The sequence below is a fragment of the Arthrobacter antibioticus genome (genome assembly GCF_030063205.1).
In the GTDB taxonomy this organism is placed as follows: Bacteria; Actinomycetota; Actinomycetes; order Actinomycetales; family Micrococcaceae; genus Specibacter.
This window is the reverse complement of record NZ_JASISQ010000009.1, coordinates 89,110-114,283: the sequence shown is the minus strand read 5'-3', so window position 1 is coordinate 114,283 and position 25,174 is coordinate 89,110. Positions and strand designations below refer to the sequence as shown.

The following is a 25,174-nucleotide window of genomic DNA, read 5'->3' as shown; positions in this document are numbered from 1 at the left end:
TCATTCTGCCTTTCTAGTTGGCGATTTTCGTGCCAGTCAGGGTGTGGGAGGCTGGGGTCCGTCCGGTGTCGCTAACCATTCTGGGGTGTTTGTCCCGTATTACCTGGATTAGTTCTTCCATTGATGGATTGGGGTATGAGTGCTGCTGGCCGCTGTAGATCATTTTCGAGCTTCTGCCGTTGCGTTGCTCAATGGAGTCCCCGTCAGGGTTGAAGCGCAGGACGTCAATGCCGTAGATCATGCACAACAGACTGTTGAAGATTGGTGCCGCCTTGATCCACCGTCCGTTGAGATAGATCCGCGCGTACCAGTGCAGAAATTCTTCGCCGCCGACAAGTTCGAGCATCGCAGCATCGGCAACGTGGTTGGTCACGACGTCAGAGCACAGCAGCGCCGGCACCCCCAGCTTCCGGCAACATGCGACGAAGAGAACGCTTTTATGAAGGCAGAAACCCGATGATTCGGAAATAACCTCGGAAGCGGTGAGCCCGGGGTGCAGGGAGACGTTGAATACGTTGTAGTCAATGGTGTCGCGGACCTCATCGTGTAGCTTTTCAACTGCTTTGGCGATGTTCGGCTCCACGTAGCAGCCGGAGTCTTTGATGAACTTCAAGACTGCAGGGTTTTCGAAGTCGAAGACCTGGGTTGAGTTGGTCAGGAGAGGGTCGATACGACTCATGTTGCTACTCCCAGCATCGTGGCAATCTTCGTGCGCAGCAGATCATTCGAACCTGAATAGATCGCCCCTGGTACCGCATCCAAAAGATGAGTAGCAAGCGGAGAGGTTCTAAGATACCCATTTCCACCGTGAACCTGAAGTGCATTGATCACGGATTGGACGTTGGCCTCACTGATGAAAATCTTGGCCGCGGCAATGGGAATCGTCACGTCCTCGAAGCCATCAAGGCGGTCAGCAATTGAGTTCAGTAGTGCTCCGCCGAGCTCGATGGCGACCTGTGTTTCAACAATGCGGTTTGCCACCAGCTGATTGCTGCCGATCGTGACACCGAACTGTTTACGTTGATTGACATACCGAACGGCGTCGGCCACGACTTGTTCCATCTCTCCGAGGTTCGCAGCGAAGGCAAGGAGGGTTTCACGTTTCATGACCTGATCGAGAATGAGCAATCCGGCACCGATGTGGCCAATCCTGTTTCCTGCGGGCACCTTCACATGGTCCATGCTGACCGTACCAATGGGCGAGGTCCGCAACCCCGCTGTTGGCATGACGCCGGTGGTGTCCATTCCATGCCACGACGTCTCCACAAGGAAAGCTGAAAGACCCTTGTCAGAGCCGTCCTCCTCAACGGTTTTGGCGTAAACCACCAGCGTCGAAGCCACCGGGGCGTTCGTAATGAAACGCTTCGTTCCCGTTAGGACGTAGTGATCACCGTGCCGGGTCGCGGTAGTGGACATGTTCATCACGTCGGAGCCCGCCTCAGCTTCGGTGATCGCGTGGCCGCTGATGGCAGTTCCGGTCTCGGCTTCCGGAAGATAACGCTCCTGAATGCCGCGGTCTGCGAAGGCGCGCAGGCAGTAGATGGTGCTGGCCAGTTGAGTCACCGCCGAGAATGTTAGCCCACGGTCCGGGCTTGTTCGTCCTAATTCCCGCATGCGGCTGACAGCAGTTTTCAATCCAGCATGCTCTGTGTCGGCTTCGGCGAAGGTTGCGAAGACTCCGCTCTCGGACAACTGTTCCCACATGTCAACGGCAAGACCATCGCTGCGGTGCTCAGCATGATCGTTGCCTGTGGCGCCAAACGCTTCAATGAAACCGGACCATCGGGTGTTTGTCATCGTTGTTGTCATTGCCGATTCCTTAATATGTGCTGAATCCGCTGTCGCTGAGAGTGTGCTTCTCATCTCCGCGGATCGGCGGGTTGAAGATACTGACGAGTTCGAGGTCTTCTCCTTCGGCTGCCCGCAGGTAGTGCGGTTCGTTGCCATCCAGGGCGTAGACGACACCGGGTACGATCTCGAAGCGGTTACCCTCGGTGTCCTCGATGTTGCCGGATCCATGAATGCAATAGCAGGCCTCAAGGTTTCTGCGGTATTCCAGCTTGGACTCAGTGCCTGCTCTGACAACGGTGTGCGCGACCGCGAAGCCCATGTTGTCGGCTTCAACCAGCAGACGGTGGCTGGTTCCGTTGCCCCATTCGACGGGAGCGATTTCATTCTTTGAGCGGGTGAACATAATGTATTTCCTCTTCGGGTTAGGCTATTGGGTTAGTACGGTTTGACGCGATGAAACCCGCGATGCCTTCGGGGGTTTTCAGTTCCTCAGGGTTAATAGAAATGGAGTTGATGGGGATCCTGTAGGTTCTTGCGCACCAGCCGAGCAGTTGGACCGTGGTTACGCTGGTCAGGATGCCGGTTGACAGCAGATCAATGTCCGAGGGCAGTTCATCCGGTGCGATGTCGGTGGCGAATTTGTCAACAATGTATTGCTTGACTTCAGTGACTAGGGACATGTCCTATTTGCTCTCTATCAGGGTCTTGATTGCGGGCAGGTCTGGCTTCCCGTTCCCGTTAAGCGGGAACGGACGGTCAAAGGGATGCAGATAGTTGGGCATGGAGAAAGCGGGAAGGAGCCGGCTCATCTTCAGTCGGAGCTGAAGACCGGACACCGGCGTTGTACCGCGTTCAGGTGAGGTGTAAGCCAGATGCAGCTGTTGTGTCGATGTAGATTCATCGAGCCATGCGCAGGTCATTGCTGTCAGATCCGTCTGACGGGCGGCATGTTCGATCTCGTCAAGGTTGATGCGCTGCCCTCGCAGCTTAATCGTTCGATCGCTGCGCCCTAGGTACTCCAAACATCCCGCGGCGGAAATGGCCCGGTCTTTCATCGGGTAGAGAGCGCCGTAGGCATCGACCTGGGTGCACGGCAGGGGTTGCAGCTCGCCCTCGGTGATGTAACCCAACGCCATCCACGGTGCACGGACCAGCAGTTCACCCTCGCTGTCCTCCATCAATGGCCCTACCGGCTGAACTTCACCGTTTGACCTCAGAAAGATCTCACAACCTGCTATGGGGATCCCCAAGGGAAGAGTCTCCGATGAGGCGAATTGTTGGGCTGACATCGTCGCAATCAGACAATCATTGACCTCAGTTGCGCCGTAGACGTTGTGAAAGACCGCCGCGGGAAAAAGCCGTGCAGCTACTGCACGGGTGGCTCGGGAGGCCACACCACCGGTGAGCACAACGTCATGGACTGATCCACAAACATCATCCCCGGCTGCCTTAATCAAGGCGTCAAGGGTGGAGGGTACAACTTGAACGAAAGTTGGTTGGTATTGCCGCATCAGATCCGCCAAGTACTTGGCGTCGTGCAACCGTGCAGACTCCACGGCGACGACTGTCCCGCCCCCTGCCAGTACCGCCCAGGTGTCCAACAATGAGACATCGAAGTTCCATGGGCTCAGGCTGAGCGACACTGCTGAGCTATTGAAATTAAAGTAGTTCTTGCCCCAATCGAGGAACTGAGCGATGCCTGTGGCTGGAATAGCTACGAGTTTGGGGGATCCCGTTGAGCCGGAGGTAGGAAGCGCGAGGATCCCTCCGACCTCGGAGCCAGAAGAGACCGAATATGCTCGGGCAAATCCCTCGACCTGGGTAGCGATCGTGTCCAAATAAGCATCAGCTGCCGACGTCGGCACGAGCGCAGCCACTCCGCCTTGACAGATGACCTTGACGCACTCCCGGAGGAGCTGGGGGTTCTTCGTGGCGCGGTATGTTCCGGAGCTTCTTTGAAAGCCACCGCTCATACTCACGTCGTTTCTCTCTCTGAGGCGATCTGTCGACAACGCCATGTGAAAGGTTTCGGGGCCGGCTTTTACTGTTGAAGTGATCATGGTTGCTCCTTTCCTGACGTGTTCTCGGCTAAGGCGTGAGTGTCCCGGGCAGGCCCTAGCGCATGTTGTTTGATGTACATACATCAACTTAGGATATTGCGTGTGCATACATCAAATCCAGTAAAAATATTGGTTAACATTCGACATGCCCCCACGCCGTACACCGCTTCTCTCCGCATTGCGTCGACCAAGGCGGCAGAAGTTACCGCACAGCTCATCTCCGAGAATCTTGGCCCTGAAGCGCTGAACTATTACCGCAGCCCAGAGCGGACGTTCCCACTACGACATCGCGATAGCTACTACTCCGTGTCCCATACCAGCGCCGTCACCGTTCTGGCGGTCGCTGCAACCCCTGTCGGTGTTGATGTCGAGCGCCAGCTCTCCGACGAAGCCACCACTGACCTTGCATGGGCCCTCTCGCCCGAGGAACGCTCTGAGTTGGCTGTTAGTGAAGAAAGTTGCTTGACCGAGATCTGGACAGCAAAGGAAGCCGCGGGCAAAGCACTCGGCGTGGGACTCGGCACAGCTCCCAACCGCATCCTCACATTGCCCGTGCCTGACAGGCCAGGCCATCGGGTTGCCGAGGTGCGACGATCCGACTCCGACGCCATGCAGATGTTGACCTACGGATGGTGGTTTGGGAACCATCACATCCGTCTCGCATGGCCCACTCCGAAAAGGCTTCTCATCTAGCGCCGGATCTAATTCGCGGGCAAACCGCTAATGCGGTTGTGGCCAATGGTGTAATAAGTCGCGCCACCTCGGTTAGGAAGGACCTCCGCCCGGCGCAGCAGCAATTTGGCACGCTTTACCCAAAGAGCACCTGGCTGACTCTCAGGGCTTCCCAATGGTCTGCCCATAAATGGCCCGTCGAAAGTGCGACAAAATCCGGGGCCGCTACCTCCACTTCTCGCGACGAAGGGGGATGCGGCACTCGTTCGGATGCGCGACTCGGTGACGCGGCGTCGATGCTAGGTCCTCCAGGCCCTGAAGCCTATAGACATTCAGGTCGATTCCCTTCGAAGAAGAACGGCGTGCCAGCCCGTCACAGTATTCTCGTTGGATCCGCGCTACCAGAATCTTAGCGTTCGATATTTTACTTTTTCAGTAAGCCACCCCAGTAAGAGTTCCTCCGGATGGGTGCTGTAGCGCGGTGAAAGCATGTCGCGTTTCATGGACCAGTCCGGCCCGCCCTGGACACCGGCCCGGCCCGGCCCAGGATGATAATCTCCCGCCCGTACGTCTTGGCTGTGCCAAGGCACCCATTCCCTGCTCTTGAGTTCCTGGCAAAGCACCTCATTGCTCGGCCCATCACAGAGGATCACGGGAAAATTCATACTCACTGCCGGTATAAGAATCTTTGTGTACATCAAGTATCTGCTGTCGAGGGTTACGGACTAGCAGCGAGCTGCTAGCAGTGACGGTTTGGACCACAGCTGGTATATCCAATAGATCTTATGGATACATTGGATCAGTACGCCCTATTCGAGAAGTTACCCCTTCCGCCCGGCGCCGATCTTTCCCGCCTTGACCGGGGGAAACTCTGCACCCTTGTTGTACTTTTCTTCACGTTCCCTGGTGCGCACAAGCGCAGCCTCCAGGAGGAAGTCGGAGAATGAGGCTTCCCGCTCTCCCGACATGGTGGGCGTATGGAACCAGGCTGCACGTAGGCGGTCGATGACCTCTTCGTCGGTGAACAGTGCGGCCTTGGACTTATGACGCCCTTGTGGGGCCGGTCCTGGTTTCTTCTTCCCTTCAGGGACCTCAACGGCGGGCACAACAATCTGGCTGGGGGTAGGCGGTTCGGGCGTTTGCCTGGCGGGCACAGCCTGCATTTCAGGCTGCGTTGCAACCTGCGATTCGACGTGCTCGATGGGGTGAGATGCCCCAAAATTGCTCTTCTTGGGTGCTGGTCGTTGTGCCATTGCGCCTATTTCTCCTTCAGCTGCGAGTAATCATGGTTGGGGAAGAGTGCACTGAGGTGCCCATGGAGGTCCAAGCCTTCAATACCTACAAAGTGCCGTGCGTAGATTTCATATGCCTCACGCGCCTTTTCGGCATCCGCCTTCCACTCATCGAGGCCATAGCCAGCTTCCTGAGCATCCTGAATGACACTCCACAGGGGAATGTATGGGGTGAGAATGAGCCAAGGTGAGAACTCTTCCAGTTCGCTGATCCAAGAGCGGTGGCTGATGGTATTTCTGAGTCCGTTCACAGCGATGCCGGCGACCGTCAAGAGTGGGTTGTAGTACTTCTGAACGCTGTCAAAGCTCTTCAGCAACTCACTGAGCCCATCAAGTGAGAACTTGCCAGGCTGGGTGATAACAACCGCTTGATCTGCTGCGGTCAGGGCATTGACGGTGTGCAGGTCAAGGCTCGGGGCGCAGTCAATAAGCACGAGGTTATAGTCGTCCTGGACGGCGGTTAGCGCTTCTTTGAGGCGGTACTCGCGCCCATGCTCCGTGTGGAGCTGCTGGGTTGCCTTCGACGTGTTCTGATTCCCTGGAAGTACATCCAGGTTCGGCCAAATGCCGGCAACTGTCGCCTCGGCAACCCTCTCCCCCACCAGTACATCTGCGAAGCTCAGTTGATCAGCGAGAACTTCTTCTGCCGCCAAAATCCCACTCAGGTTCCCCTGAGGGTCAGCGTCTATCACCAAAACCCTCATGCCAGCATTGACGGCAACCCTAGCGTAGTTAATGGTGCAACTTGTCTTGCCCACCCCACCTTTTTGGTTGATGAGGGCCTTGATGTGCGCTGTCATTGTTTATCCAATCTATCTAATAGATCCATTATATCCAATAAGGTGAGTCAGTCCAATGACTCCAGTGGATATTTACGCCCCATTTGATGCGTCATTTTTGGGAAAGGTAAAAACATCTAATGTATCTACAGGCCACAATGGATACATTAGATATTCAAACACATGGTATCCATCGTGTCCAAAGAGTCTAATAGATCCATTCTATCCATTAATATAAGTCAGTCCAATGGCTCTAGTGGATATTCACGCCCCATTTGATGCGTCGCTTCTAATGTATCCACAAGTTATTATGGATATATTAGATGCATTGCGCGGCACAGCGAATTGCGGGCCCACAACATGGAGCGGTTATGAAGTCCGGACCTCGTGCATGGCTGGTACAGGGGTCAATGTTTGAACGGTGACGATGTTGCTTAGCCGCCGCGAAGTCCGCCACGAACTTCTCGCCCCAATCAGGACTTTTGGTCTAGCTGAGGGTGCCGCGCTGGTCTTCTGCTTGGACATGTTTATGAGCCACCACGGGTTAGGCGGCCTGCAGGAAACGTTGCAAGGCGGATTGGTCGTTGTTGTAGGGGATCCACGGGTCCCATTCGCTTTGTTCCTGGTCGTAGAGGTCCTCTTCGTGAATCACTGGTTCCGTGAATCGTTCAAGGTGAGCGTGCCATTGCCGGCGCTGTTCCCTGATGAGGGCACTTTGCCGTTCGTAGTCTTCTTGGACACCTAACCATTCGGCAATTTTTCCCAGGTTGGTGGTGTGAATGATCTGCCAGAGTCCGTGGTGGCGTTCGATCATGGATAGTTCTGCCAGGATGGTGAGTTCTTTGGTAACCGTGGGTCGACTCAACCCCGTTGCCCTCACGATGTCAGCCGTGGTGGGGGAGTGGCGCCCTCGCTCCACTGCTTCGTAGACCAGTGCTGAGGGTGCCCCGAGTGCTCTGAAGACGGTGCGGATGCCGTGGATCTTGCCCTTTCGCCAAGCGGTGGCTTGTGCCACATTCTCGAATTGTTTCGGCAGGCTTAGGAGGTAGCTGTCGGCTCGTTTTCCACGGGCGTCTTGGCGCGGCTTGTGAAAAAGTGAAATATCCGACGATAGCGTGTTTTCCCGCCACAAGTGTGCCGCCGCCGGCCTGCAATCTGTCCAATTCTTAGCTGTGGGGACGACCTTCGCAGACGCTGTGTATCGCAAAGACCGTTGGCCGTTACATTGGCGCGTACACGGGAAGTGTTACATCATAGGCATCGTCGTTCTACGGGTCCGAGAACAAGGGCTGAAGTGTCTCAGCAACGATCGTTACCGAGCAGCGCGCCAGGCTTGGCGTCCAATATTTCGCTACCAGTACCCCAGCCCAAAAACTCCATGCTGCCAACATGCACACCAGAACGTGCGTTCTCGGGATGCCCACATAGGCTGTAACCATGAACAAGCTGCGGTCCATATCTGGGGAGACCGAGGAAATCACCCAAGCGCTTCAACTCAGTGTCTATGTTGAGGAACTGGGGCGGCAGGCAGAAATTGCCAGCCGCTTCCTAACGCGGGCGTGGCTAAGGGCGATGCGACCGGAGACTGACACTCACGACACGATGGTCTGGGGCGACCTGCAAGCTTCCCTCTTCGCCTGTATTGTCATTCAGCGGATGGTCCAGCCAAATGACGCGTCACACCATCCGAAGTCGACCAGAACACAGAGGCAGCAAAGGCTCACCGAGCGTTCGCATCAGCTCAATGACATCCTCCAGCTAGACGAGGACTTCCCGGTGCTCAACGTCAGGAAGATTAGAAACGCCTTCGAGCACTTTGACGGGGAGCTGGACGCACTGGTCCTTGCAGGCAGGCCTTCTATCGTCGACTGGCACATCTCCAAAGATGGTCTAAGTCTACGGACACCCCCCGGTCAGGACGGTCCAGTCACACAGGCATTGCGTGTCTTCTACCCTTCCGGTGGAACTCTTCACTTCGGAGACCTATTTCTCGATCTTTTCAGCATGGACTGCGCATTACTGCAATTGAGGGATGAACGTGTACCAAAAGCACTCAAGGAACTAAAGGCTAAGTCCGCAACCGGACCGAAGCTCTTTGGGGCGCCACAGCTCATCCACCTGATTCCTCCGGAAAAGACCGAGCCGCGCCTTGCCGAGTGGCTAAAAGTCCGAGAGGAGATAGGACATGCCGTTCCCTACCAGGTGCCCAGATGATGACGCCCGCACTTTCATGTCGGAATCGCTGATGGTTCTCGCCCTGTCCGCACGGTGACAACAGGGTCAGCTCACGGCAGCCCTGAAAACACTCTGGATTCTGAAGAGCCACAAATCAGACTAACGTCGGATATTCCACTTTTTCACAAGCCACCCCTATATGCCCCCTGTCTCCTGGCAACGCACCAAACGCCGTGATCCCGTAGGCCTCGGTCGTAACTGCACCATCTTCGAAACAGCCCGCACCTGGGCATACCGCGAACTCCGCCACCACTTCGGAGACCCCTCAGGACTACACCGCGTCATTAACGACGAAGTGCACTCCCTCAACGCAACATTCAGCGAACCGCTCCCGCTCTCCGAAAGCAAAGCAATCGCCACCAGCATCCACAAATGGATCATCACTAAATCCCGCATGTGGCAAGACGGACCCGCCGTCTACGAGGCCACCTTCAGCACCATCCAATCCGCACGCGGACGCAAAGGCGGGATCCAATCCGGCCTCACCCGCCGCGGCGGACAAACATTAGAAGAACTAGTGTCGCGAGCCATGAAAGCGGACAAAAAATGACTGCTTTAAAACCGATAAGAAGGCAACACACTGCCAAGGAATTAGCTGCTCAATTAGGCGTTTCTGAACGCACAATTCAACGGATCATGGCAGAGCCTCGGGGCGAATATGAACGACGGGCCAATGAACGGCGCCGGTTGATAGCTGAGAAGCGCGCTCAGGGCATGACGATGCGTGTCATCGCCGCCGAGCTAGGCGTCTCCTTGGGACTGGTGGCGACCTATTCCAAAGAAGCCGACGCACCTGTAGTGAGCGCATGACTGAAACCCGCCCGAAGTGGACGATGCGGGAAGCCGTGGAGCGCACTGGGGCTAGCCGCTCAACACTGCGTCGTCGTCTTGATCAAGGAAAATTCCCTGGCGCATACCTCGACCGGGCTGGCCAATGGCGGATCCCGCTCACCGACCTCCTGGCCGCGGGATTCATCCCTGTTCCACCCCTTGGCCAAGGTGTGGTCACTGACATAGTTCACCCTGAAGATGCACTAGCTCAGGTGAACCAGATAAACCTAGAAAACCGCATAAAGACGCTGGAAATCAGCCTGGCCACTGAGCGCGCTCATAGGGTGGCCAGTGAACAGGTAGCTTTGGCTCACGAGAAACGTGCAGAGACCGCCGAGCGTGCCCTGCTCATGCTCGAATCAGGCCTCATTAGAACACCTGCAGCCCCTGGACCGCAGGTCGAAAAGGAGGAGTCGGCTAGAAGGCCGGCCCACTGGTGGAACCGGCTGCGATAATCACGCCACCTATTCGTTTGGCCAATGAAACAAGCGGAGTTTTCACTTCATGGTGGCTCAGGACAGCTATAGGAGCACGGGGCCTAGGGATGCGAGACTGTCTTTTATGAAAACATCGATGAGGCAGAATCTTATTATGGACTCTGAAATTGACAATGCCGTTGGCTTTCTAAGCTATTCCCACCTTGACGATGAAGCGGACGAGGGACGCATCAGACGATTGGCGAAACAAATTCAGTCTGAATATCGGGTTCTAACAGGCCAAGAACTTGAAATATTTGTGGATAGATCTGACCTACGGTGGGGGCAGAAATGGAAAGAGCGCATCGATGGGGCTCTGCAAACAACCACGTTCTTCATCCCCGTATTGTCCCCCTCTTTTTTCGCGAGCAACGAATGCCGTCGGGAGTTCTTCGAGTTCTTTAACACGACCAGGTCTTTGGGTGTCCCTCGCTATCTCCTAGCGCTTCGCTACGCACCTGTAGACGACCTTGTTGCAGAGAGCACTGACCGAGCAAAAGCCATCGCCGCCGAAACTCAGTACAAAAACTGGGAAGATCTGAGACTAGTCGATGAAAGTAGTGCCCAACATCGTCTAGCCATCAATGAGCTGGCTCAGGAGCTTCGTCAGCTGATGCGTGAAGTTCAAACCCAGCCTGCTAAAGACGCGGCGGCTTCCGGCGCTGGTGAGCTCTTCCGAAGGTCAAACTCATCGCTCCAAACTATTGCTACCTCGGCGACCGATGACCAAGATGACCCATACGACGATGCTCCGTCAGCTATCGAGCTCGTCGCGGAACTACCTGATCGTTCAAATGCCTGGATGAAGACCATGGGTAGGTTTGAGGAAGCCTCTAATGAATTCAACAGGATCCTCAATGAGGGTACGGGGGAACTCAATGCTGTAGGTGGGAATGGCAATCCGTTCGCCTCGAAAATTGTGATTCTTCGACGAGTGGCTGAAGACCTGGACGTCCCAGCGAGGAACATCGAACAGGCCGGTGAGCAATATATGAAGGATCTCCTCGAAATTGATCCATCCTTTCGGGCCCTTGCAGAGCTTGGGCACTTGCAGACATCGGCAGGCCGCGCCTCATTTATTGCGGCACAGCAGTCTGTGCAATCAATGGTGGAATCAGGCAAGAAAGCGACCGAAAGCGTACAAGAAGCTATTAAAGCCGGTCGCGGTCTCGCTCGACTCTCCAGAGACCTGCGCCCGCCTCTAAAGAAATATGAAACTGGCTCGCAGAATATTCTTGACGGACAAGCGATCATGCAAGAATGGTCCGATTTGATCGACGCGGTTAGTTGGCCATACGAACCATCCCTTAGTGAGGCAACGGATGCGCAGCTCGGAGGGGAGGAATGAGCCGTTGACGGAATAATATGATGACGCAAGTAGCCGCCCATTTCTTTGACAATGCTCTTCTAATCGGGCGTCGCTCGATTTTGTTGATGTGTTTCATAACCTGAGTGTCTCGAAACCCATGGCTTACAAGAGTACTCAGCCGGAAATATTTTCCGCCTTCTCTGGCGATGGCCTGGCCTGGCCTGGCCTACGAGCCTTTACCGCCGGATACTGGGATACTGTTCCATTGTTCGTCAAGGGTTGATCAGATTCGAACCTTGTTGGGCGACTAGCTATCGGCGCTTTGCCTCATGTTCTTCCCACCATGGCTATTGTGGGCGGCTGAATGACGATCCCGGTGCGTGTTGAGTGGTCGCTGGCCGGTGTTGCTCTCGGCTCTTTAAAGCTCGCTCACGGGCCTCTAACCGATCTTCGCGAATTTTTAGAGATTTCTCGCGTACGTCGAGGTTCTGATTGGCCTTTTTTACCGCAATTAGACCGGCCGCATCGAGGGCTTCCCGGATCGTAGTGATCGTTACCTGGTCGTATGTTTCGGTCGTGATCTGTTCAAGCTTTTTCGCCAACTCAGTCGCTAACCGTGGGTCTTGTGCGATCGCTTCTTTGAGTTTACTTATCGGAACGCTGGTGTACTTGATCCGCTCAGTAGCCACCGTTTCCACACGTACCGGATTCCGCGCTTTTGCAGCCCCTAAACGACTCGCTGAAGCCTCACGCCTACACGCCGGAGAGCACCACACTTGAGGCCTCCCCGGACGTGTGGAGTCGGTCAGGAACCCGTTCCCGCAGTTCGGGCAAAAACTTGCAGCCTGTTCATAGTCCATCCACCAATAATAACGTCTGCCGAAACCATATCGCACGGTAGTATACGTGCATTGGATTGCCTTCGATTTTGCTTCAACTGAGGACCTGAAATCTGTCACACCTCATGCATTGGGCCCAGTACTCCTGAACGTGTCGCCAGGGACAATCACACGTCTGGTTGGGTTTACCCCAACCAGACGTCCAATATGGTGCAAAAATCCGTCAGATTGGACTCCATATCTCGTTTTCTGGACACCGCAGCCCATGAATCTAAAAACCCGCCCTGACGCAATGCGAGACCCGAAAAGCCCTTGAAGTAAGCGGAGTTTTCCACAGCAGTGCCCCTCATGGCAGCTATAGGAGCACTGGGCCCTGAAGCGGCGGCTACAAGAAACATCTGACTTGGTTTCGGGCGGACTTTGAACACGCTAGGGTGAAATCCCCTGTGTCGTGGTTTGAACGTGGTTGAGTCATTACATGACCACTACAGCACCCACGGGGCATCAATGGGAACAACTCTGGTTCCCGCTTTGGCCCTACGCATCCGACGATCTCAAGGAAGGGATCTACCGGATGGGCCGCGGCCCGGCGCTAGAACGTCGCTACATTGAGGCGAACCCTAAGGCGCTCTCAAACCTCCTCGTCGTGGACATCGACCACAGCGATGCTCACCTCCGCGCCATGTGGGATCGTCATGAGTGGCTCCCCAATGCGATCGTGGAGAATCCCACCAACGGCCATGCGCACGCCGTCTGGGCGCTACAGGAACCCGTGACCCGCACCGAATACGCCTCCCGCAAAGCACTGGCCTACTCGGCCGCCGTCGTCGAGGGCCTACGCCGCTCAGTAGACGGAGACAGCGGATACTCCGGGCTCATGACCAAGAATCCCACTCACGAAGCATGGGACGCCCACTGGCTCACCGACGAGCTGTACTCCCTACCTCAACTTCACCAGCACCTCGACACCGCTGGGTATATGGGGTGGCTTGTGAAAAAGTAAAATATCCGACGCTAAGGTTTTGTCCAACGATGAGCAAGAGTATCTGGCGTGACCTCAATACCTTTTGATCACCATCGGACAGTCAAAGCTGCATCATTGGACCTTCGCTGACGGCCACCCTTTCCTCGTCTGTAAGTTCCTGGAACCAATCGGGCTGATCGATTGTTACAAGAGAGACTAGACCTGTCAGCTCTCGGGTAATGAAGTTCAATGCTTCGAATAATGGCTTGTGCGCACGCTGTTCGGCAACATAGTTCTCATACGATCCTTTCAGATCGTATGGGTCCTTATTTTCAGAACCTGGAAGACTGTCGGTAGGCGCCCAAATCGGAAACGATGAAGCTATGTACACCACACCACGGCGGGGCCTATAGAACGATCTGGCGTCTTCACTAGTGCAAATGACTACCTGGTGCATGGAACGATCACGGGCATAGCGCAAACCAGGGATCACCCGGCCTTCTTCGTCGCCATCTCTTCGCCCTACATATCCACCACCTTCTTTCCTTAGCTGCTCATCCAGTGCGCAGACCCAATTCACGGCTTCGGTCGCCGCCACGGCCGCCGATAGAATGTGTTTCCGTTGCATTGAATAGAGCGTGCGCCACGCCGCTTCGGTGAAACCCCGATGAGCAAGCGACATGGCTTCCGGGCGTTCTTTAATTCCCATTCAGATACTCTCTCATTCACAAGCTGGGGGTTGAGTAGGAACTGAACAGTCGTTAGCGCTAAGAGAGTTCCCACTCAACACCATCGGCTCACCCAGCGTTCGATAACGATCGTTCGTGAGACACTCCACCCTGCCTCTTGGAACCGTCGAACCACGCAGCCCATAATGTAGCGCTTCCCGTGTACGCGCCAATGTAACGTCACCCGGTCTTTTCGATACATAATGCCTGCGAAGGTCGGCCACAGAGCTACAGACTGGACAGATTGCAGGTCACCGGGTACATACTTCTGGCGGGAAATAGCTCTAGCGTCGGATATTTCACTTTTTCACAAGCCATCCTTACCGGGCGAATACCGTGGATCTTCCCTTTCGGCCCGGTACTCATGAAGGTGTCGCCAGGGGCAATCCAGACAGTGGAAGGCGGTCGGCGGTGTGGCATTGTGGGTGGTCCAGTACTCCTAGACGTGTCGTGAGCCGCCAAGTTGGGGTGTAGCCCCGCCAGACGTCCAATATGGGGCTAAAATCTGTCAGATTGGACTCCATATCTCGTTTTCCGGACGCCGAAGCCCATGAACCTAAGAATCCAACCTGACACAACACCAAGCCGGATAAATCCCCTATAACAGTCGGAAGTTCTCACACTTCATTGCCCCTCACAACAGTTACAGGAGCACTGGGCCACTATGGGGTCTTTGGCCTGGATGAGTGGTCCACCCAAATGCAGTGGTTTGAAGGCCGAATCTGTCTGCGAAGTGTTCTGGTCCCGTGATCCCAAAAGCTGCCACGGCTGACGGCATTCGCTTGTTATCTACAGCCCAAAGGTGCAAATCCAGTGGGCGGTACATCAACACAGGTCCAGACGGCAGATCAGCCATCCTCCCTCGGAAGTCTAAATAGACCTTGGCTCCCATGGTCGCGAATTAAATAAGCAAGGGATCCTGTTCGAGATCATCCTTGTGACCGGCCTGAATGCCGATTTTGCTTGCATCGCCGCCAGCCTGGGCAAGACACCACTTGATAGTGTCCAGCAAGTCTTTTTCATGGTCTTGATAGAGGTGGTCATGTGGGAGCTTAACGTAGGCCCGAGGCAGCTTAGTCCGATCTTCTTCAAACGTCATGAAGCCAGCCTGTCACAGGCCTCTGACATTGAAACCATTGATACGCCGCGGACGGCTGTCTCCCGCCGCGCAACCCCAGAGCGCTTCTGCAACCCACCCTTTTCTTGCCTGTATAATGGAAGGAAGGCAGTCTGGTCTGCCTTCCTCTGAGTCTGAGTTCCCACGTAACGACGACGCCGAAGACAACTGCCACAGATCCAGAATCGCAGTACCTGGATAGAGATCTCTCTTAAATCAAACAGGGCTTGCTGACGTGGGTTGCGATGCCCGGATTGAAGATTGAGATGAGCTCCAACATTAACGACCCCCGTGAAACCCGCGATCGCAAGATCAAGCAAGATACTCGCGCCTGGGCAACATTCACTGACATCAACTACACAACTGCACTCCGACAGGTTGAGTCGCCCTTTGCCCAGGGATTCCTGGCTGAGCGAACCAGTGCCCGCCACCTGATCAACACCCTCGAAGACCACCTTCTCGTGGGTGCAGACGGTGGTGACTTCATCCTCGGTGAAGCCGGCTATTACGCAGACAAGGCGTGGAGCTTCAACCAGACCAGCGACTTCATCGAGCTGACGCTGCTGGTGGACTTCTTGCGCATGTTCACTCCCATAGCGCCAGGAGAAACACCGGAAGTGAGCAGCTACTCCCTGAAACACACCGCAGAGAAATTCCTTGCGCCGCACTGCTCGTATGTCACCAACGGACGACTGATCTGGGCGGCTGCCGCGCTAGGACTTCCTATGGTGGAGCAAGAGGGTGGCCTCAACCTCATGATCGGCATTTCAGAGACCGAGCATGACTACGTCAAGCGCATGGTCAACGCTGGTCAACCCAAGCCGCGAGGGCATCACCACCGCCCGGCGGGGATGACTCACCTCAAAACAGTGCTTGAGCAGTGTGCCGCCGGAGAGCCTGTCCTTGATCGCTGGGAGCGGCCGGCGCCGTCGACTGAGGTGTTCTCATTCCATGGGTGGCTGATTCAGCAGGCTGGTCGCGATGACCTGGTCGGCGACGTGACCGGCGACTACGCCGCCGGCGTCCGGGACAGCTCCAACAGGATCGCTCGCGCTCCCAAGGATTTGCTGGACATCCTGGCTGAAGTCTCGTCATCCCGCGATGCGCGAGACGCAGCATTAACTACCATCAAAGAGTGGGCCGGGGTTGCACCCGCGGATCAACGTGAGGATTTGGGTATCCGCACTGGGCTGATCAGTGACACCGCAAGCAACACCCCCGGATGGGGCGCAGGGTCCCTAGAGATCTACACGTACCAGTGTCCTTGTGGTGATGGTGAAGTCATCGAGGAACATGACAACACGCCTGGCTTCCGGGAGCATGACGTGCGCATCCTCTGCGACAAGTGCCGCAGTGAATGGCAATTCACCAAGAGCCGCGGAGTGCGAGATTGGCGCCTGGAGCCTGTGACCGCTGGCGACGCCGGCTGACAGTTTGAGAAACCTCTGACGCCTGACACAAAAGCCCCGCCTGATCCGAGGATCAGGCGGGGCTTTTTGTTTTGGGAATAGGTCCGTTCGCCTCCCCTGTTGCGCTGGTGGCTACTTGAGGGTGAAGACCTTCTCGACTGTTCCTTTGCCTTCTTGACCCCTGACCTGCCAGCCCCACCAATAGGTGCCCACGTGTTTTCCCAGCAGAGGCGCTTCCTCAGTGAAGGTCTTGAAATGGCCCCGGGCAAGGTGATTTCTGTTTGTGTCACCAGAGCTGGCGTCGGAATTTTTTGAGGCTCTGGTTTTGCCATCAATGACGACCTCGTGGAACGCGTCACCGGTCGCCGTAGCGCCCCGCGCACCCTTTGCGCCGGCGCGCGCCCGGAGCTCCACATTGCGGCAATTCATCAGAGCGAGTGCAAAGAAAACCCTGTTCATCACTTCCAATGCCCCTGACTTATCAGGGTCTGTCGTTCCGTACTCGGTAACGGATGAACTCATGCCAGCATAGTCAGGTCCTAAAACAGCGCTGCCCTTCGGCCCGTAGGAGATGAACTCCACCCCATCCAGAAAGCCATTGGCATTGAGCCTGAATCGAACGTCCGGTTCGAGCTTCACCGAAAGGTTATCTTTGTCTCGCACATACATTTCGACCCGATATTCGTTATCTGCATCTGTCCACGCCTCACGCATCACGTTGGTTCGCACTTGGCTTTGATGGACCATGGCCCCGATGCGCCGAGCAGTTGGGCGCGATGGCGTTCCTTCGGGAAGTGCGGCTTCAATCCAGAGCGCCTCAGCACCGGGCTTGACCGGTCCAATCTTGCCTACGAAAGATGACCGGTTAATATCGTGGGGTAAAAAGCTCATTATTTCCGAGGTATCGATCATGAGTGGCAGGCCGAAATCCGGAGTATCGAGATAGATGCTGACCTTGGCGCGATACAGCATGAAGTGCCGCCGCCATTTCTCGGGCATCTTCTTTTTGTAGAATCCAGCAGACATGCCGCTCATTGTTCTCCCCGGTTCGTTCTCGAATGCACCTGAGCTTATCGGCCTGGGGTCCAAACAGAGGCGCGATCCATATTGCCCGCCGACCCTGTCAACTAATTCTTGGGCAGACCCAGTTGTCTCGTATCCCATGGGTTTCGAGACACCTCGGTTATGAGACAGTTATCACGATCCCACGAATGGACCGTCCCTATTTCCAAAAGACTCTTGCACAGGTTCGAGTACTGTCATTCACCACTTTTCCGACCTGAATGGGGAGCTGTCTATGGACGTTCCTCTATGATTTTTACATCGGGTTAGATTTGAGCCAGAGCTGTGGACAGAATGTAACCCTCTCCCGCGGCCGAATGGCCAAAAAGTGTGTTTTGAACCGCCCAAGTGAGCCTCCAAAGACCTGAGCCTCTCATCTAGATTGGAAGATCATTGCCAGTTACACACGCAGTCGCAAACCGTCGCGAATACCCGCGAATCCTAATCCTCGATGATAGTAAGGGGTTTGCTGAGCGAGTAAATGGTGAAGGGGACTTACCTGGAACAGTAAGAGTAATTGCCGACCTCGCTGAAGTTGATCAGAATGAATGGGATGCTCTCATCACGATTAGAGAGCACCTGATTGCGAGCGGTGGATTTGGTACCCCTCGGTCATATAGCAGAGCGGCAGAGCACCTGTATATTTTCAATGTACTGCCCAGCACAAGGTACGGCAGTTACGGAACCCTAGACCGCGTCAAGGCTCTGAATCAGACCGAGGATCCTGTCACATTAAGGCTCGAATGGGGAGTCGCAGGGCACGAAGTCTCAGTCCGACAAGGGTTAGACCGTGAACTGCGTGAATCTCTTATTCAAGCAGCGGAGAGCCGTCCCACTCAAACGGGGTTGATGAATCCCGGCGAGGTCCCTGAAGGTGTCGATTTGGACAGCTTCGCCATTGGTCCTCAGGGACTTGTCTTAGCCGGAAGCCTTAATATGCCCGGGCGAGGTGAAGTGTGGTTTGTTCCAAGCGAGGTCAGTACATTACGGCCCTGGATCACAGCTGCGTTCGTGAACTGGCGTCGACGCGATTCCACGAAGTTCCCAGGGATTCCTGACTGGTGGGCTTCCCCTGAATGGTACTCAGCGGGTGAGACAGCCATCGCTGGAAAAATTGCTGACGAAACAACTAGGTTTGAAGAAGCGAAGACGAAATTCGATGCCGTTCTCAAGACCCTTGAATCCGAGCTGGAAGCTGCCCGAGAAGTAGCCTCATCAGGAAGCCGGCAACTCCTATCCGGGCAAGATGACCCGCTGCAAGACGCTCTTCGTGATGCTTTGGAAGAATTAGGATTCACAGTCAGGGACATGGATCTGGAATGGGACGAGAAAGAACGCCGTGAAGATTTCAGGATTTCGGACTCGGATGACTCTCAATGGCTGGTCCTCGGTGAGGCTACCGGGGTCCGTGGAAACGCAAAAGGCGGCAAAATAACAGCGCTGCAAGGGTACGTGACTAAATTTGTCTTCGAAGAAAAGCCTGTACGCATCCCGGGTCAGTGGTACCTACTAAATCGCGAGATCGAAAAGGATCCTTACGTCCGTAGCACCATCCTCCGTGAGGACGAGATCCTTCCTTTCGCTGCTGAGAAGGGCCTGATCCTCGATACAACCGCCTTGTACGTATTGCTCCGCCACGCAATCGACCATCCAGGACACAAACCTGCGGTTCGAGAATACCTCAGGTCATCAATGGGCCTTCTTACTCTCTCAGATGCTTTGCAATGGATACAGAACAACCACAAAAATGAATAGGGGCGAGCTGTAGGCGCCTGAGACTCAATCTACATTTCTGTGTCAGTAGCTACTGATTGACCGTCTCGAAACCTATGGGATACAAGACACATAGGTTATAAGACATTGTGCCGAACACGCTATGACACGCGCGCCCCCCGCCGACGCCTGCCTAGAAGCATAGTTGAGCCCCGTGTCATTATCACCAGGACTTGGCCTGCAGCGGGACCCAATCCTCGCCCACTGAAGAACGCGCATAAAGAACTTCAGAGTAGGTGTCGGCAGGAGACACGGACATCGGGTAAGTTAAGCTTCGACCTTGCTCAGCAGGGCGGTGCACGAAGCGATCACGTATTCCGGTACAGCGTCGAAGTCTCTAGGGTTCAGCTGCATAACGTATTCGTTCTCAATGTGGTAAGTCTCATTGACGAACTTCGTAAACACGTCGTCGCCTTTTAGAGCGACAGGGTGCAGCGTGGACATAATCCTGAATAGTTGGACCTTCTCATAGCCGACATCAGTACCGTGGAACCGTGCCGCTAGCGCTTCAGTGTCCCTGAGCTCTGACAGTAACTTTGCGTAGTCAAATTCGGTAATATATTCCTGAATTTCTTTGGTTGCCCTATCCATTTCTTCCATTGTCAACTCAACATCACCTACGGCCATCGACTTTCGGATAGGCACGTTCCGCAAGTGGACAAGGTTTGACAAAAGCTCATACCCAGCACCGCGGGAGCCATGGATTTCAAAGAACCTACGAAGGTAGATACATTTGATGATGGGATCGCTGGAGGAGGCAATATTGGTTTCACAAACCTGCGAGAAGGTCTTGATGTCTGCACTCTCGATGGGAAGCTCCGTTACAGTGCCGGACTTACCAACGAGGAAGTGGACGACTGGTGCAACTTCGCGGAATTTACCCGCTGTCCCGGACCTAACCATGTCGATAGCAGGCTCGATGTCGTGAGTCAACAAAAGTGATGTGGTATTGCGGAGACTATTTTTGCCCTGGAAAAGCTGATGGAGAATAGCGAATTTCTTCGTCTTGTCAAAGCTGGAGATTGGGTCATCTAAAACGACGAGATCGGGTTTAGCTCGCTGAACATGGTGCATGAATAGTACGAGGGCGAAGGCGTTCTTTTCACCGTAGCTGAGGTGGCTTGCAGCTGACTCTAAGTGTCCAGGGGCGTCCTCGTGCTCGAGAAGCATTCTGTAGGAATCCCCATTTGCTTCGATGCGAACTGAATATCGGTAACCAGCAGAGGTAAGGAAGCCGTTGATCGCTTTCTGGTTCTCCCGAATGAGCTTGGCAACTCGCGTATTTTGTTCGCCGATTCGACGCTTGACATCACCTATTTGCGCTCCGACCTGGTCCAACTTGCCGTTGATGAGCTCCACGACTGAGACTGTGGCCTCAGAGTTCAGTGCATGGAGGAGTTTAAGGTCTATCTTTAGTTCATCGAGGACGTCCGCTACGTTGCTTTCGTCCCGAAGGGCGTGGAATGAAAGTGCCCGAACATCCGAGAGCTTGCGCAGGAGCGTTTCGATCTGGCTTCGAAGTGTCACTAGGAACGTGGTCTGTTCTGGCGTCATCTCTTTGAGGGATGTAGTCAATTCCTCGAGTTGCTCAAGGTAGGTTGGCTCAATATAGCGCCCAAGCTTGTTAATGGCGATTCGGAGCGCGCTCATGTTCTTGACAGCTGCTGACTCGTATTCCACGGAGACTTGAGTGGCGGTTGCCTTGTCAACACTCTCTACAGAGCAGAAAGGGCAATTGTCCGAGAGTTCTAGGAATTCTTTTCCCTTCGACTGCCAGGTGATCCAATTAGCTGGATTGGCGCTGTCGATGAAACCCTTGTAGCCGAGGAGTGGTGTCGGAATGTTCTTAATCTTGCCTCCAACACCGAAGGCTTTGAGCGCCTTGCTCGTCTTAGCCAGCGCGCCGCCTTTGGTCACGTTGAAGGCGTCTCGCAATTCCCCGAAACTGATGAGAGCCTCGTCAAATTCCGCTTCTTCAGTGAACGTGTCTTTGAGTGCTACAAACATCGTCGCGATGTCCTTGAGCCCTTGTTTGTACTCATCCGTATTGATAAATATCTCAAAGCTGTTCTTCAGCACTTCGTCGCGTTGGAAAACGAACTGAGACACGTAGTCGTCGTTGAATGTCAATACCGAACCGATTAACTCAGCACCGTCGACCTCGGGCCTGAGCCCCTCCTCTGCGGCTCTGTGCTTAAAAGGCGTCAGCTCCTCGAGGCTTCCGCCGTCTGCAGCGCCCAGAGCTAGCGCGCGCGCGATAGTGCTCTTGCCGAGCCCATTGGGACCGTACTTGATGTTCAACGATCCAGAGCGAAGCGAAATTATCGCTTCACCGATGCTGTTGCAGTTCCTGATGGTGATCCGGTAATCGGCGAGCTCCTCAGAAACGACAGGTTCTTCATCGGTACTAGGCAGTGTCACTGATAACTCCGTTGTTTGGAATGATGGCGCAGGACCTAAGCGACCTGCACTAGTCCTCGAAGTATGAGCACGCACGTCCTACTTGACTATGAAGCCTCAAACGACATGCGTCAACGGTGATGACTCCATATTTCCTCGTCATTAAAATGGACCGCCCCACGGGTCAACAAAATTACAGTCCACACTGTCGACTAAGCCTGCCTAGACCAATTGACCAGCTTGGTGCAGAACAGTTGCTATCGCATCCACCTTTACATGCGGGCAAATTCAGCGTCCCCTAACCCTAGGGATACAAGACAGCCGATCGAGACACTTTAAGTTCCCGAGCAATTCAACGTTTTCACTGTCTTGCTACTATGTCTTACAAGCAAGGGCTGGGATTGCGGTAGGCAACCACTGTTGCGCGACACTTTGGAGACGATAAATGGGCAAGCTCATCGGGTACGCACGCGTATCGACCAGCGCACAGGACGCCGACCGGCAAATCACTGACCTACTCGGCGCCGGGGTGCGCCGCGATGACCTCTACACCGACCACGGAGTCAGCGGCGCCAGAGCCAACCGACCAAGATTCGATAAAGCCCTCAAAGCCCTCCACGAGGGCGATACCCTCGTGATCACGACCCTGGACCGGCTCGGGCGATCCACCGCTAACATGCTAGATCTCTCCAAGGGGTTCCGGGAGCGCGGAATCGGGCTGCGTGTGTTGAATCTAGGAGGCGGCGACGTGGACACGGGCACGCCCATGGGTTCCATGGTCTTCACCGTCATGGCAGCACTGGCCCAAATGGAGCTAGACATCAAACGAGAACGCATCACCGATTCAGTGACCAAACGCCGCGCCGCCGGCAAAGACCTCGGCGGACGTCGACCACAGTTCACCAATAGCCAGATCGACAATGCCCGACGACTCATCGATGCCGGCCAATCCGCCACCCACGTCGCTAGGGACCTAGGCATGTCCCGGGCAACCCTCTACCGGCGCATCGCAGAGATCGACGCCCAAAGCTGGATCACCACCCAAAGTTGAATCTTGTCGAGGCGGGTCGGCGATAGAAATCCAGGGCATGAAATGACCATGCGCTTATCGCCAACCACTGTACCGCTGGTCCCCTAGAATCGAGACAGGCCAGACCACTCCCCCACCCAGATGAACGTCACCCAAAGCCATTTACCCTGTAGCGTATGACGCCCGCGCACCGGACAGCTCACCGGACACCCTATACGGACACTTCATTAGCCACCGCTGACAAGGCAGCAGCTCAGCAGCAGATACGTCCGTTGGCGGACCGGCTTACGGGACAACTTTAAACGTATGTGTGAGACACGCCTTACGGTCATGGATGGCATTTTAGTTGCCATCGAGGTGTCCTCCCACGGGTACGGACGACTGGTCATCTAAGTGCTGAAGTTTGTGCAGACGGAGATGATGACAGTGGTTAGGAATCTTGGGAATGGCCTCTTTGCTAGGGTTGAGGCGCGACCGGGGCTAGTGCGCTCTCGTCCCATCGCCCAACCACCTGATGTCAATTCGGCGGCCCTGTCCATCCGTTTCCTGGACAATATTCTGAAGGTTTCCATTTCTCCGTGAACTCTTTTCCTCCCAATGGGCAATACATAGTGTGACTACAGACGCCGACATCATTCGCAGATCCCGTGAGAGCCCTCAGGCCTTCACCGAGCTCTACGACAAATACGCACGCATGATCCACAGGTACGCCGCCCGCCGCGCCGGTGAATCGGCAGCCGAAGACGTTATGGCCGAAACCTTCCTCGTTGCCTTTGAGCGGCGGGACTCCTTCGACCAAGCACGCGAGGATGCCAGGCCTTGGCTATTTGGCATCGCAACGAACCTGCTGCGCACACACCACAGGGCCGAGGCGAAAAACCTCAAAGTCCTGGCAAAGTCCTCTGGCCGTGATTCCTATGTGGACAGCACTGACAGGATTGCCGAGCGGCTGGACGCTGCGGTAGCCGCCTCGGCCATGGCCGGTGCGCTGCGCGCACTCTCTGCAGCTGATAGGGAATGCATCCTTCTTTTCGCCTGGGCGGAGCTGAGCTATGAGGGCATTGCCGAGGCAACAAAGGTGCCGATCGGCACTGTGAGGTCACGACTCAACCGGGCCCGCCGCATCCTGAAGGACGCCGCCGGCCCTTTCCGAAACGACACTGAGGAGGCAGAGCATGGACGAGCTCAAGCTACTGCGTGAAATGCGTAACGACATTCCAATCGTCAAGGATTCAGTGATCGACAGCGGCCGTGATCAGCTGCTCCATCGCATCGCCCCTGGGGGTGTCAAGAAAAGCAAACGCCGTCCCCGGAAGGCCTTGCGCATCACTTTGATGACAGCAGCAACGCTGGGACTTGTCACGGCTCTGGTGGGTGGGAACGTGATTGGTTTGGCAGGCTGGCGGGGAGCTGCCAGCGCCGAGGCAGCCGAAGTTTTGAACAACGCAGCCAAGCTGGCCATCAACAGCACGGACCCGGTGTTGGCGCCGGGGCAATACCTGAAGATTGACAGCACCAACCTATGGTTGTCTGAATCAACCCCGGCAGTAGCGGAGGGCGATAAATTCGTGGCCGGTACACCTGTGTCCTGGCTGGACACCGAGAAGATGTCCATCTACGTGCCCGCAGACCGTGACCAGGAATGGGTCTGGGACCGCTCGGGTCGCGTACCCACCACATTCTTTAGCGCGCAGGCCAAGGAAACTGCCTTGGAGCAAGCGAAGGACATCGGGGACACCTCCGAGCACCTCAGGGCTGCCAACGGCGCCTTTTACGGGTCGCCCAGCACTTTACCCAGTGAAAAGGAACTGGCCGGATACTCCAGGGACCCGCGCATGTTGCTCAACGACATCTATCTAAAGACCCTTGGTGCCGGCCAGTCCCTTGACGGCGAAGCGCTCGTCTGGATTGCTGACCTGCTACGCACTGGCCTAGTACCTGCAGATTTGCGTGCGGCACTTTACAAGGCCGCATCACTCATTCCAGGGGTTTCCGTCACCGACAACCAAGCAACATTGGACGGCCAACGCGGGGTGGCAATCGGCCGGGTTGAAGGCGCATCAAACGTTCGCCAAGACATCATCATCGACTCGGCCACGGGCCAGTTAATTGGAGAACGGCAGGTTGCTCTGGAAGCCATGGGCTCGGTACCGGCCGGGGCAACGATCGGCTGGACAACCATCCGCACCACCGTGGTTGACTCAGCGCCCTAACCAGCCCTTTCAAATGCGGTACACAAAAAAACTTGCCTGTGCGAGTGATTCAACGAACGGGATCACTCGCACAGGCAGACTCACCTCTAGCCTTCTCCTGCGTCCGAAGCAAGGCGAAATGCAGCAATATATCCATGACCCATAGGCCCTTCCCGACTGGGACGGTCCGTTCTATTCAAAACTCTAGGTGACCT

At 55.3% G+C, this 25,174-nt stretch carries 25 protein-coding genes and 1 pseudogene; 12 read left to right on the top strand and 14 right to left on the bottom strand.

Features of this window, described 5'->3' with window-relative positions; genetic code table 11:
• Positions 1-13: 13 nt before the first annotated feature.
• The 5 genes from QMG40_RS16030 to QMG40_RS16010 are packed head-to-tail and all read right to left on the bottom strand — an operon-like array spanning position 14 to position 3,851.
• Positions 14-679, bottom strand: a complete 666-nt coding sequence (locus tag QMG40_RS16030) for a transglutaminase-like domain-containing protein (RefSeq protein ID WP_283532120.1) — start codon at positions 677-679, stop codon at positions 14-16.
• Entirely contained in the window at positions 676-1,809 is a 1,134-nt protein-coding gene (locus QMG40_RS16025) for an acyl-CoA dehydrogenase family protein (RefSeq protein WP_283532119.1), read from the bottom strand. Before QMG40_RS16025 ends, QMG40_RS16030 begins: the two co-directional genes overlap by 4 nt.
• 10 nt (positions 1,810-1,819) lie before the next feature.
• On the bottom strand, positions 1,820-2,194 hold the full coding sequence (locus QMG40_RS16020; RefSeq protein ID WP_283532118.1) for an ectoine synthase: 375 nt from the start codon (positions 2,192-2,194) through the stop codon (positions 1,820-1,822).
• A 19-nt stretch (positions 2,195-2,213) separates the two neighbouring features.
• The gene (locus QMG40_RS16015; RefSeq protein WP_283532117.1) at positions 2,214-2,471 is read right to left on the bottom strand and encodes a hypothetical protein; all 258 of its coding nucleotides are present in this window, start codon (positions 2,469-2,471) and stop codon (positions 2,214-2,216) included.
• A 3-nt stretch (positions 2,472-2,474) separates the two neighbouring features.
• Complete coding sequence (locus QMG40_RS16010; RefSeq protein ID WP_283532116.1) at positions 2,475-3,851, bottom strand: AMP-binding protein; 1,377 nt, start codon at positions 3,849-3,851, stop codon at positions 2,475-2,477.
• 102 nt (positions 3,852-3,953) lie between these two features.
• On the opposite strand from QMG40_RS16010, the gene QMG40_RS16005 reads away from it, so the two are divergent.
• Positions 3,954-4,544, top strand: a complete 591-nt coding sequence (locus tag QMG40_RS16005; protein WP_283532115.1) for a 4'-phosphopantetheinyl transferase family protein — start codon at positions 3,954-3,956, stop codon at positions 4,542-4,544.
• A 377-nt stretch (positions 4,545-4,921) separates the two neighbouring features.
• Here QMG40_RS16005 and QMG40_RS16000 read toward each other — a convergent pair.
• The 4 genes and pseudogenes from QMG40_RS16000 to QMG40_RS15985 all read right to left on the bottom strand — a co-directional run.
• Positions 4,922-5,068 (bottom strand): annotated as a pseudogene (locus QMG40_RS16000) (DUF4113 domain-containing protein); the annotation flags it as partial.
• Between the two features lie 276 nt (positions 5,069-5,344).
• Positions 5,345-5,776 (bottom strand): hypothetical protein, encoded by a 432-nt coding sequence (locus tag QMG40_RS15995; RefSeq protein WP_283532114.1) that lies wholly within the window; start codon positions 5,774-5,776, stop codon positions 5,345-5,347.
• Positions 5,777-5,781: 5 nt separating this feature from the next.
• Complete coding sequence (locus QMG40_RS15990; protein WP_283532113.1) at positions 5,782-6,615, bottom strand: ParA family protein; 834 nt, start codon at positions 6,613-6,615, stop codon at positions 5,782-5,784.
• A gap of 523 nt (positions 6,616-7,138) precedes the next feature.
• On the bottom strand, positions 7,139-7,609 hold the full coding sequence (locus QMG40_RS15985) for a LexA family transcriptional regulator (protein WP_283532112.1): 471 nt from the start codon (positions 7,607-7,609) through the stop codon (positions 7,139-7,141).
• Between the two features lie 422 nt (positions 7,610-8,031).
• Here QMG40_RS15985 and QMG40_RS15980 point away from each other — a divergent pair, with 422 nt between their 5' ends.
• From QMG40_RS15980 to QMG40_RS15960, 5 genes are all read left to right on the top strand, one after another.
• Positions 8,032-8,808 (top strand): hypothetical protein, encoded by a 777-nt coding sequence (locus QMG40_RS15980; protein ID WP_283532111.1) that lies wholly within the window; start codon positions 8,032-8,034, stop codon positions 8,806-8,808.
• 160 nt (positions 8,809-8,968) lie between these two features.
• The gene (locus QMG40_RS15975; RefSeq protein WP_283532109.1) at positions 8,969-9,379 is read left to right on the top strand and encodes a primase C-terminal domain-containing protein; all 411 of its coding nucleotides are present in this window, start codon (positions 8,969-8,971) and stop codon (positions 9,377-9,379) included.
• Positions 9,380-9,465: 86 nt separating this feature from the next.
• Positions 9,466-9,639, top strand: coding sequence for a hypothetical protein (locus QMG40_RS15970; protein ID WP_283532108.1), 174 nt, complete (start codon positions 9,466-9,468; stop codon positions 9,637-9,639).
• Positions 9,636-10,115, top strand: coding sequence for a helix-turn-helix transcriptional regulator (locus QMG40_RS15965; protein WP_283532107.1), 480 nt, complete (start codon positions 9,636-9,638; stop codon positions 10,113-10,115). The genes QMG40_RS15970 and QMG40_RS15965 overlap by 4 nt, the downstream gene beginning before the upstream one ends.
• A 136-nt stretch (positions 10,116-10,251) precedes the next feature.
• On the top strand, positions 10,252-11,484 hold the full coding sequence (locus tag QMG40_RS15960; protein WP_283532106.1) for a toll/interleukin-1 receptor domain-containing protein: 1,233 nt from the start codon (positions 10,252-10,254) through the stop codon (positions 11,482-11,484).
• Positions 11,485-11,792: 308 nt separating this feature from the next.
• Here the strand turns inward: QMG40_RS15960 and QMG40_RS15955 are convergent, their stop codons facing one another.
• Positions 11,793-12,143, bottom strand: coding sequence for a hypothetical protein (locus QMG40_RS15955; RefSeq protein ID WP_283532105.1), 351 nt, complete (start codon positions 12,141-12,143; stop codon positions 11,793-11,795).
• Positions 12,144-12,762: 619 nt separating this feature from the next.
• Between QMG40_RS15955 and QMG40_RS15950 the strand changes: the two genes are divergently transcribed.
• The gene (locus tag QMG40_RS15950) at positions 12,763-13,287 is read left to right on the top strand and encodes a replication initiation protein (protein WP_283532104.1); all 525 of its coding nucleotides are present in this window, start codon (positions 12,763-12,765) and stop codon (positions 13,285-13,287) included.
• Between the two features lie 82 nt (positions 13,288-13,369).
• Here the strand turns inward: QMG40_RS15950 and QMG40_RS15945 are convergent, their stop codons facing one another.
• Both QMG40_RS15945 and QMG40_RS15940 read right to left on the bottom strand, forming a co-directional pair.
• Complete coding sequence (locus QMG40_RS15945) at positions 13,370-13,957, bottom strand: hypothetical protein (RefSeq protein WP_283532103.1); 588 nt, start codon at positions 13,955-13,957, stop codon at positions 13,370-13,372.
• Positions 13,958-14,877: 920 nt separating this feature from the next.
• Positions 14,878-15,075: a hypothetical protein gene (locus QMG40_RS15940; protein ID WP_283532102.1), complete on the bottom strand. Its 198-nt coding sequence runs from the start codon at positions 15,073-15,075 to the stop codon at positions 14,878-14,880.
• A 284-nt stretch (positions 15,076-15,359) separates the two neighbouring features.
• Here QMG40_RS15940 and QMG40_RS15935 point away from each other — a divergent pair, with 284 nt between their 5' ends.
• Positions 15,360-16,523, top strand: a complete 1,164-nt coding sequence (locus tag QMG40_RS15935) for a CSL-type zinc finger protein (RefSeq protein WP_283532101.1) — start codon at positions 15,360-15,362, stop codon at positions 16,521-16,523.
• Between the two features lie 111 nt (positions 16,524-16,634).
• Here the strand turns inward: QMG40_RS15935 and QMG40_RS15930 are convergent, their stop codons facing one another.
• Positions 16,635-17,528, bottom strand: a complete 894-nt coding sequence (locus QMG40_RS15930) for a hypothetical protein (RefSeq protein WP_283532100.1) — start codon at positions 17,526-17,528, stop codon at positions 16,635-16,637.
• A gap of 429 nt (positions 17,529-17,957) precedes the next feature.
• On the opposite strand from QMG40_RS15930, the gene QMG40_RS15925 reads away from it, so the two are divergent.
• A complete protein-coding gene (locus QMG40_RS15925; protein ID WP_283532099.1) occupies positions 17,958-19,319 on the top strand; it encodes a hypothetical protein in 1,362 nt (453 codons plus the stop codon).
• A 285-nt stretch (positions 19,320-19,604) separates the two neighbouring features.
• Here the strand turns inward: QMG40_RS15925 and QMG40_RS15920 are convergent, their stop codons facing one another.
• Positions 19,605-21,758 (bottom strand): AAA family ATPase, encoded by a 2,154-nt coding sequence (locus QMG40_RS15920; protein ID WP_283532098.1) that lies wholly within the window; start codon positions 21,756-21,758, stop codon positions 19,605-19,607.
• 424 nt (positions 21,759-22,182) lie between these two features.
• Between QMG40_RS15920 and QMG40_RS15915 the strand changes: the two genes are divergently transcribed.
• The 3 genes from QMG40_RS15915 (at position 22,183) to QMG40_RS15905 (ending at position 24,980) form a co-directional block, all read left to right on the top strand.
• A complete protein-coding gene (locus QMG40_RS15915; protein WP_283532097.1) occupies positions 22,183-22,788 on the top strand; it encodes a recombinase family protein in 606 nt (201 codons plus the stop codon).
• Between the two features lie 592 nt (positions 22,789-23,380).
• Positions 23,381-23,968 carry an RNA polymerase sigma factor gene (locus QMG40_RS15910; protein ID WP_283532096.1) on the top strand — a complete coding sequence of 196 codons (588 nt, stop codon included), beginning with the start codon at positions 23,381-23,383 and terminating at the stop codon, positions 23,966-23,968.
• Positions 23,943-24,980, top strand: a complete 1,038-nt coding sequence (locus tag QMG40_RS15905; protein ID WP_283532095.1) for a CU044_5270 family protein — start codon at positions 23,943-23,945, stop codon at positions 24,978-24,980. The genes QMG40_RS15910 and QMG40_RS15905 overlap by 26 nt, the downstream gene beginning before the upstream one ends.
• Positions 24,981-25,174: the final 194 nt, after the last annotated feature.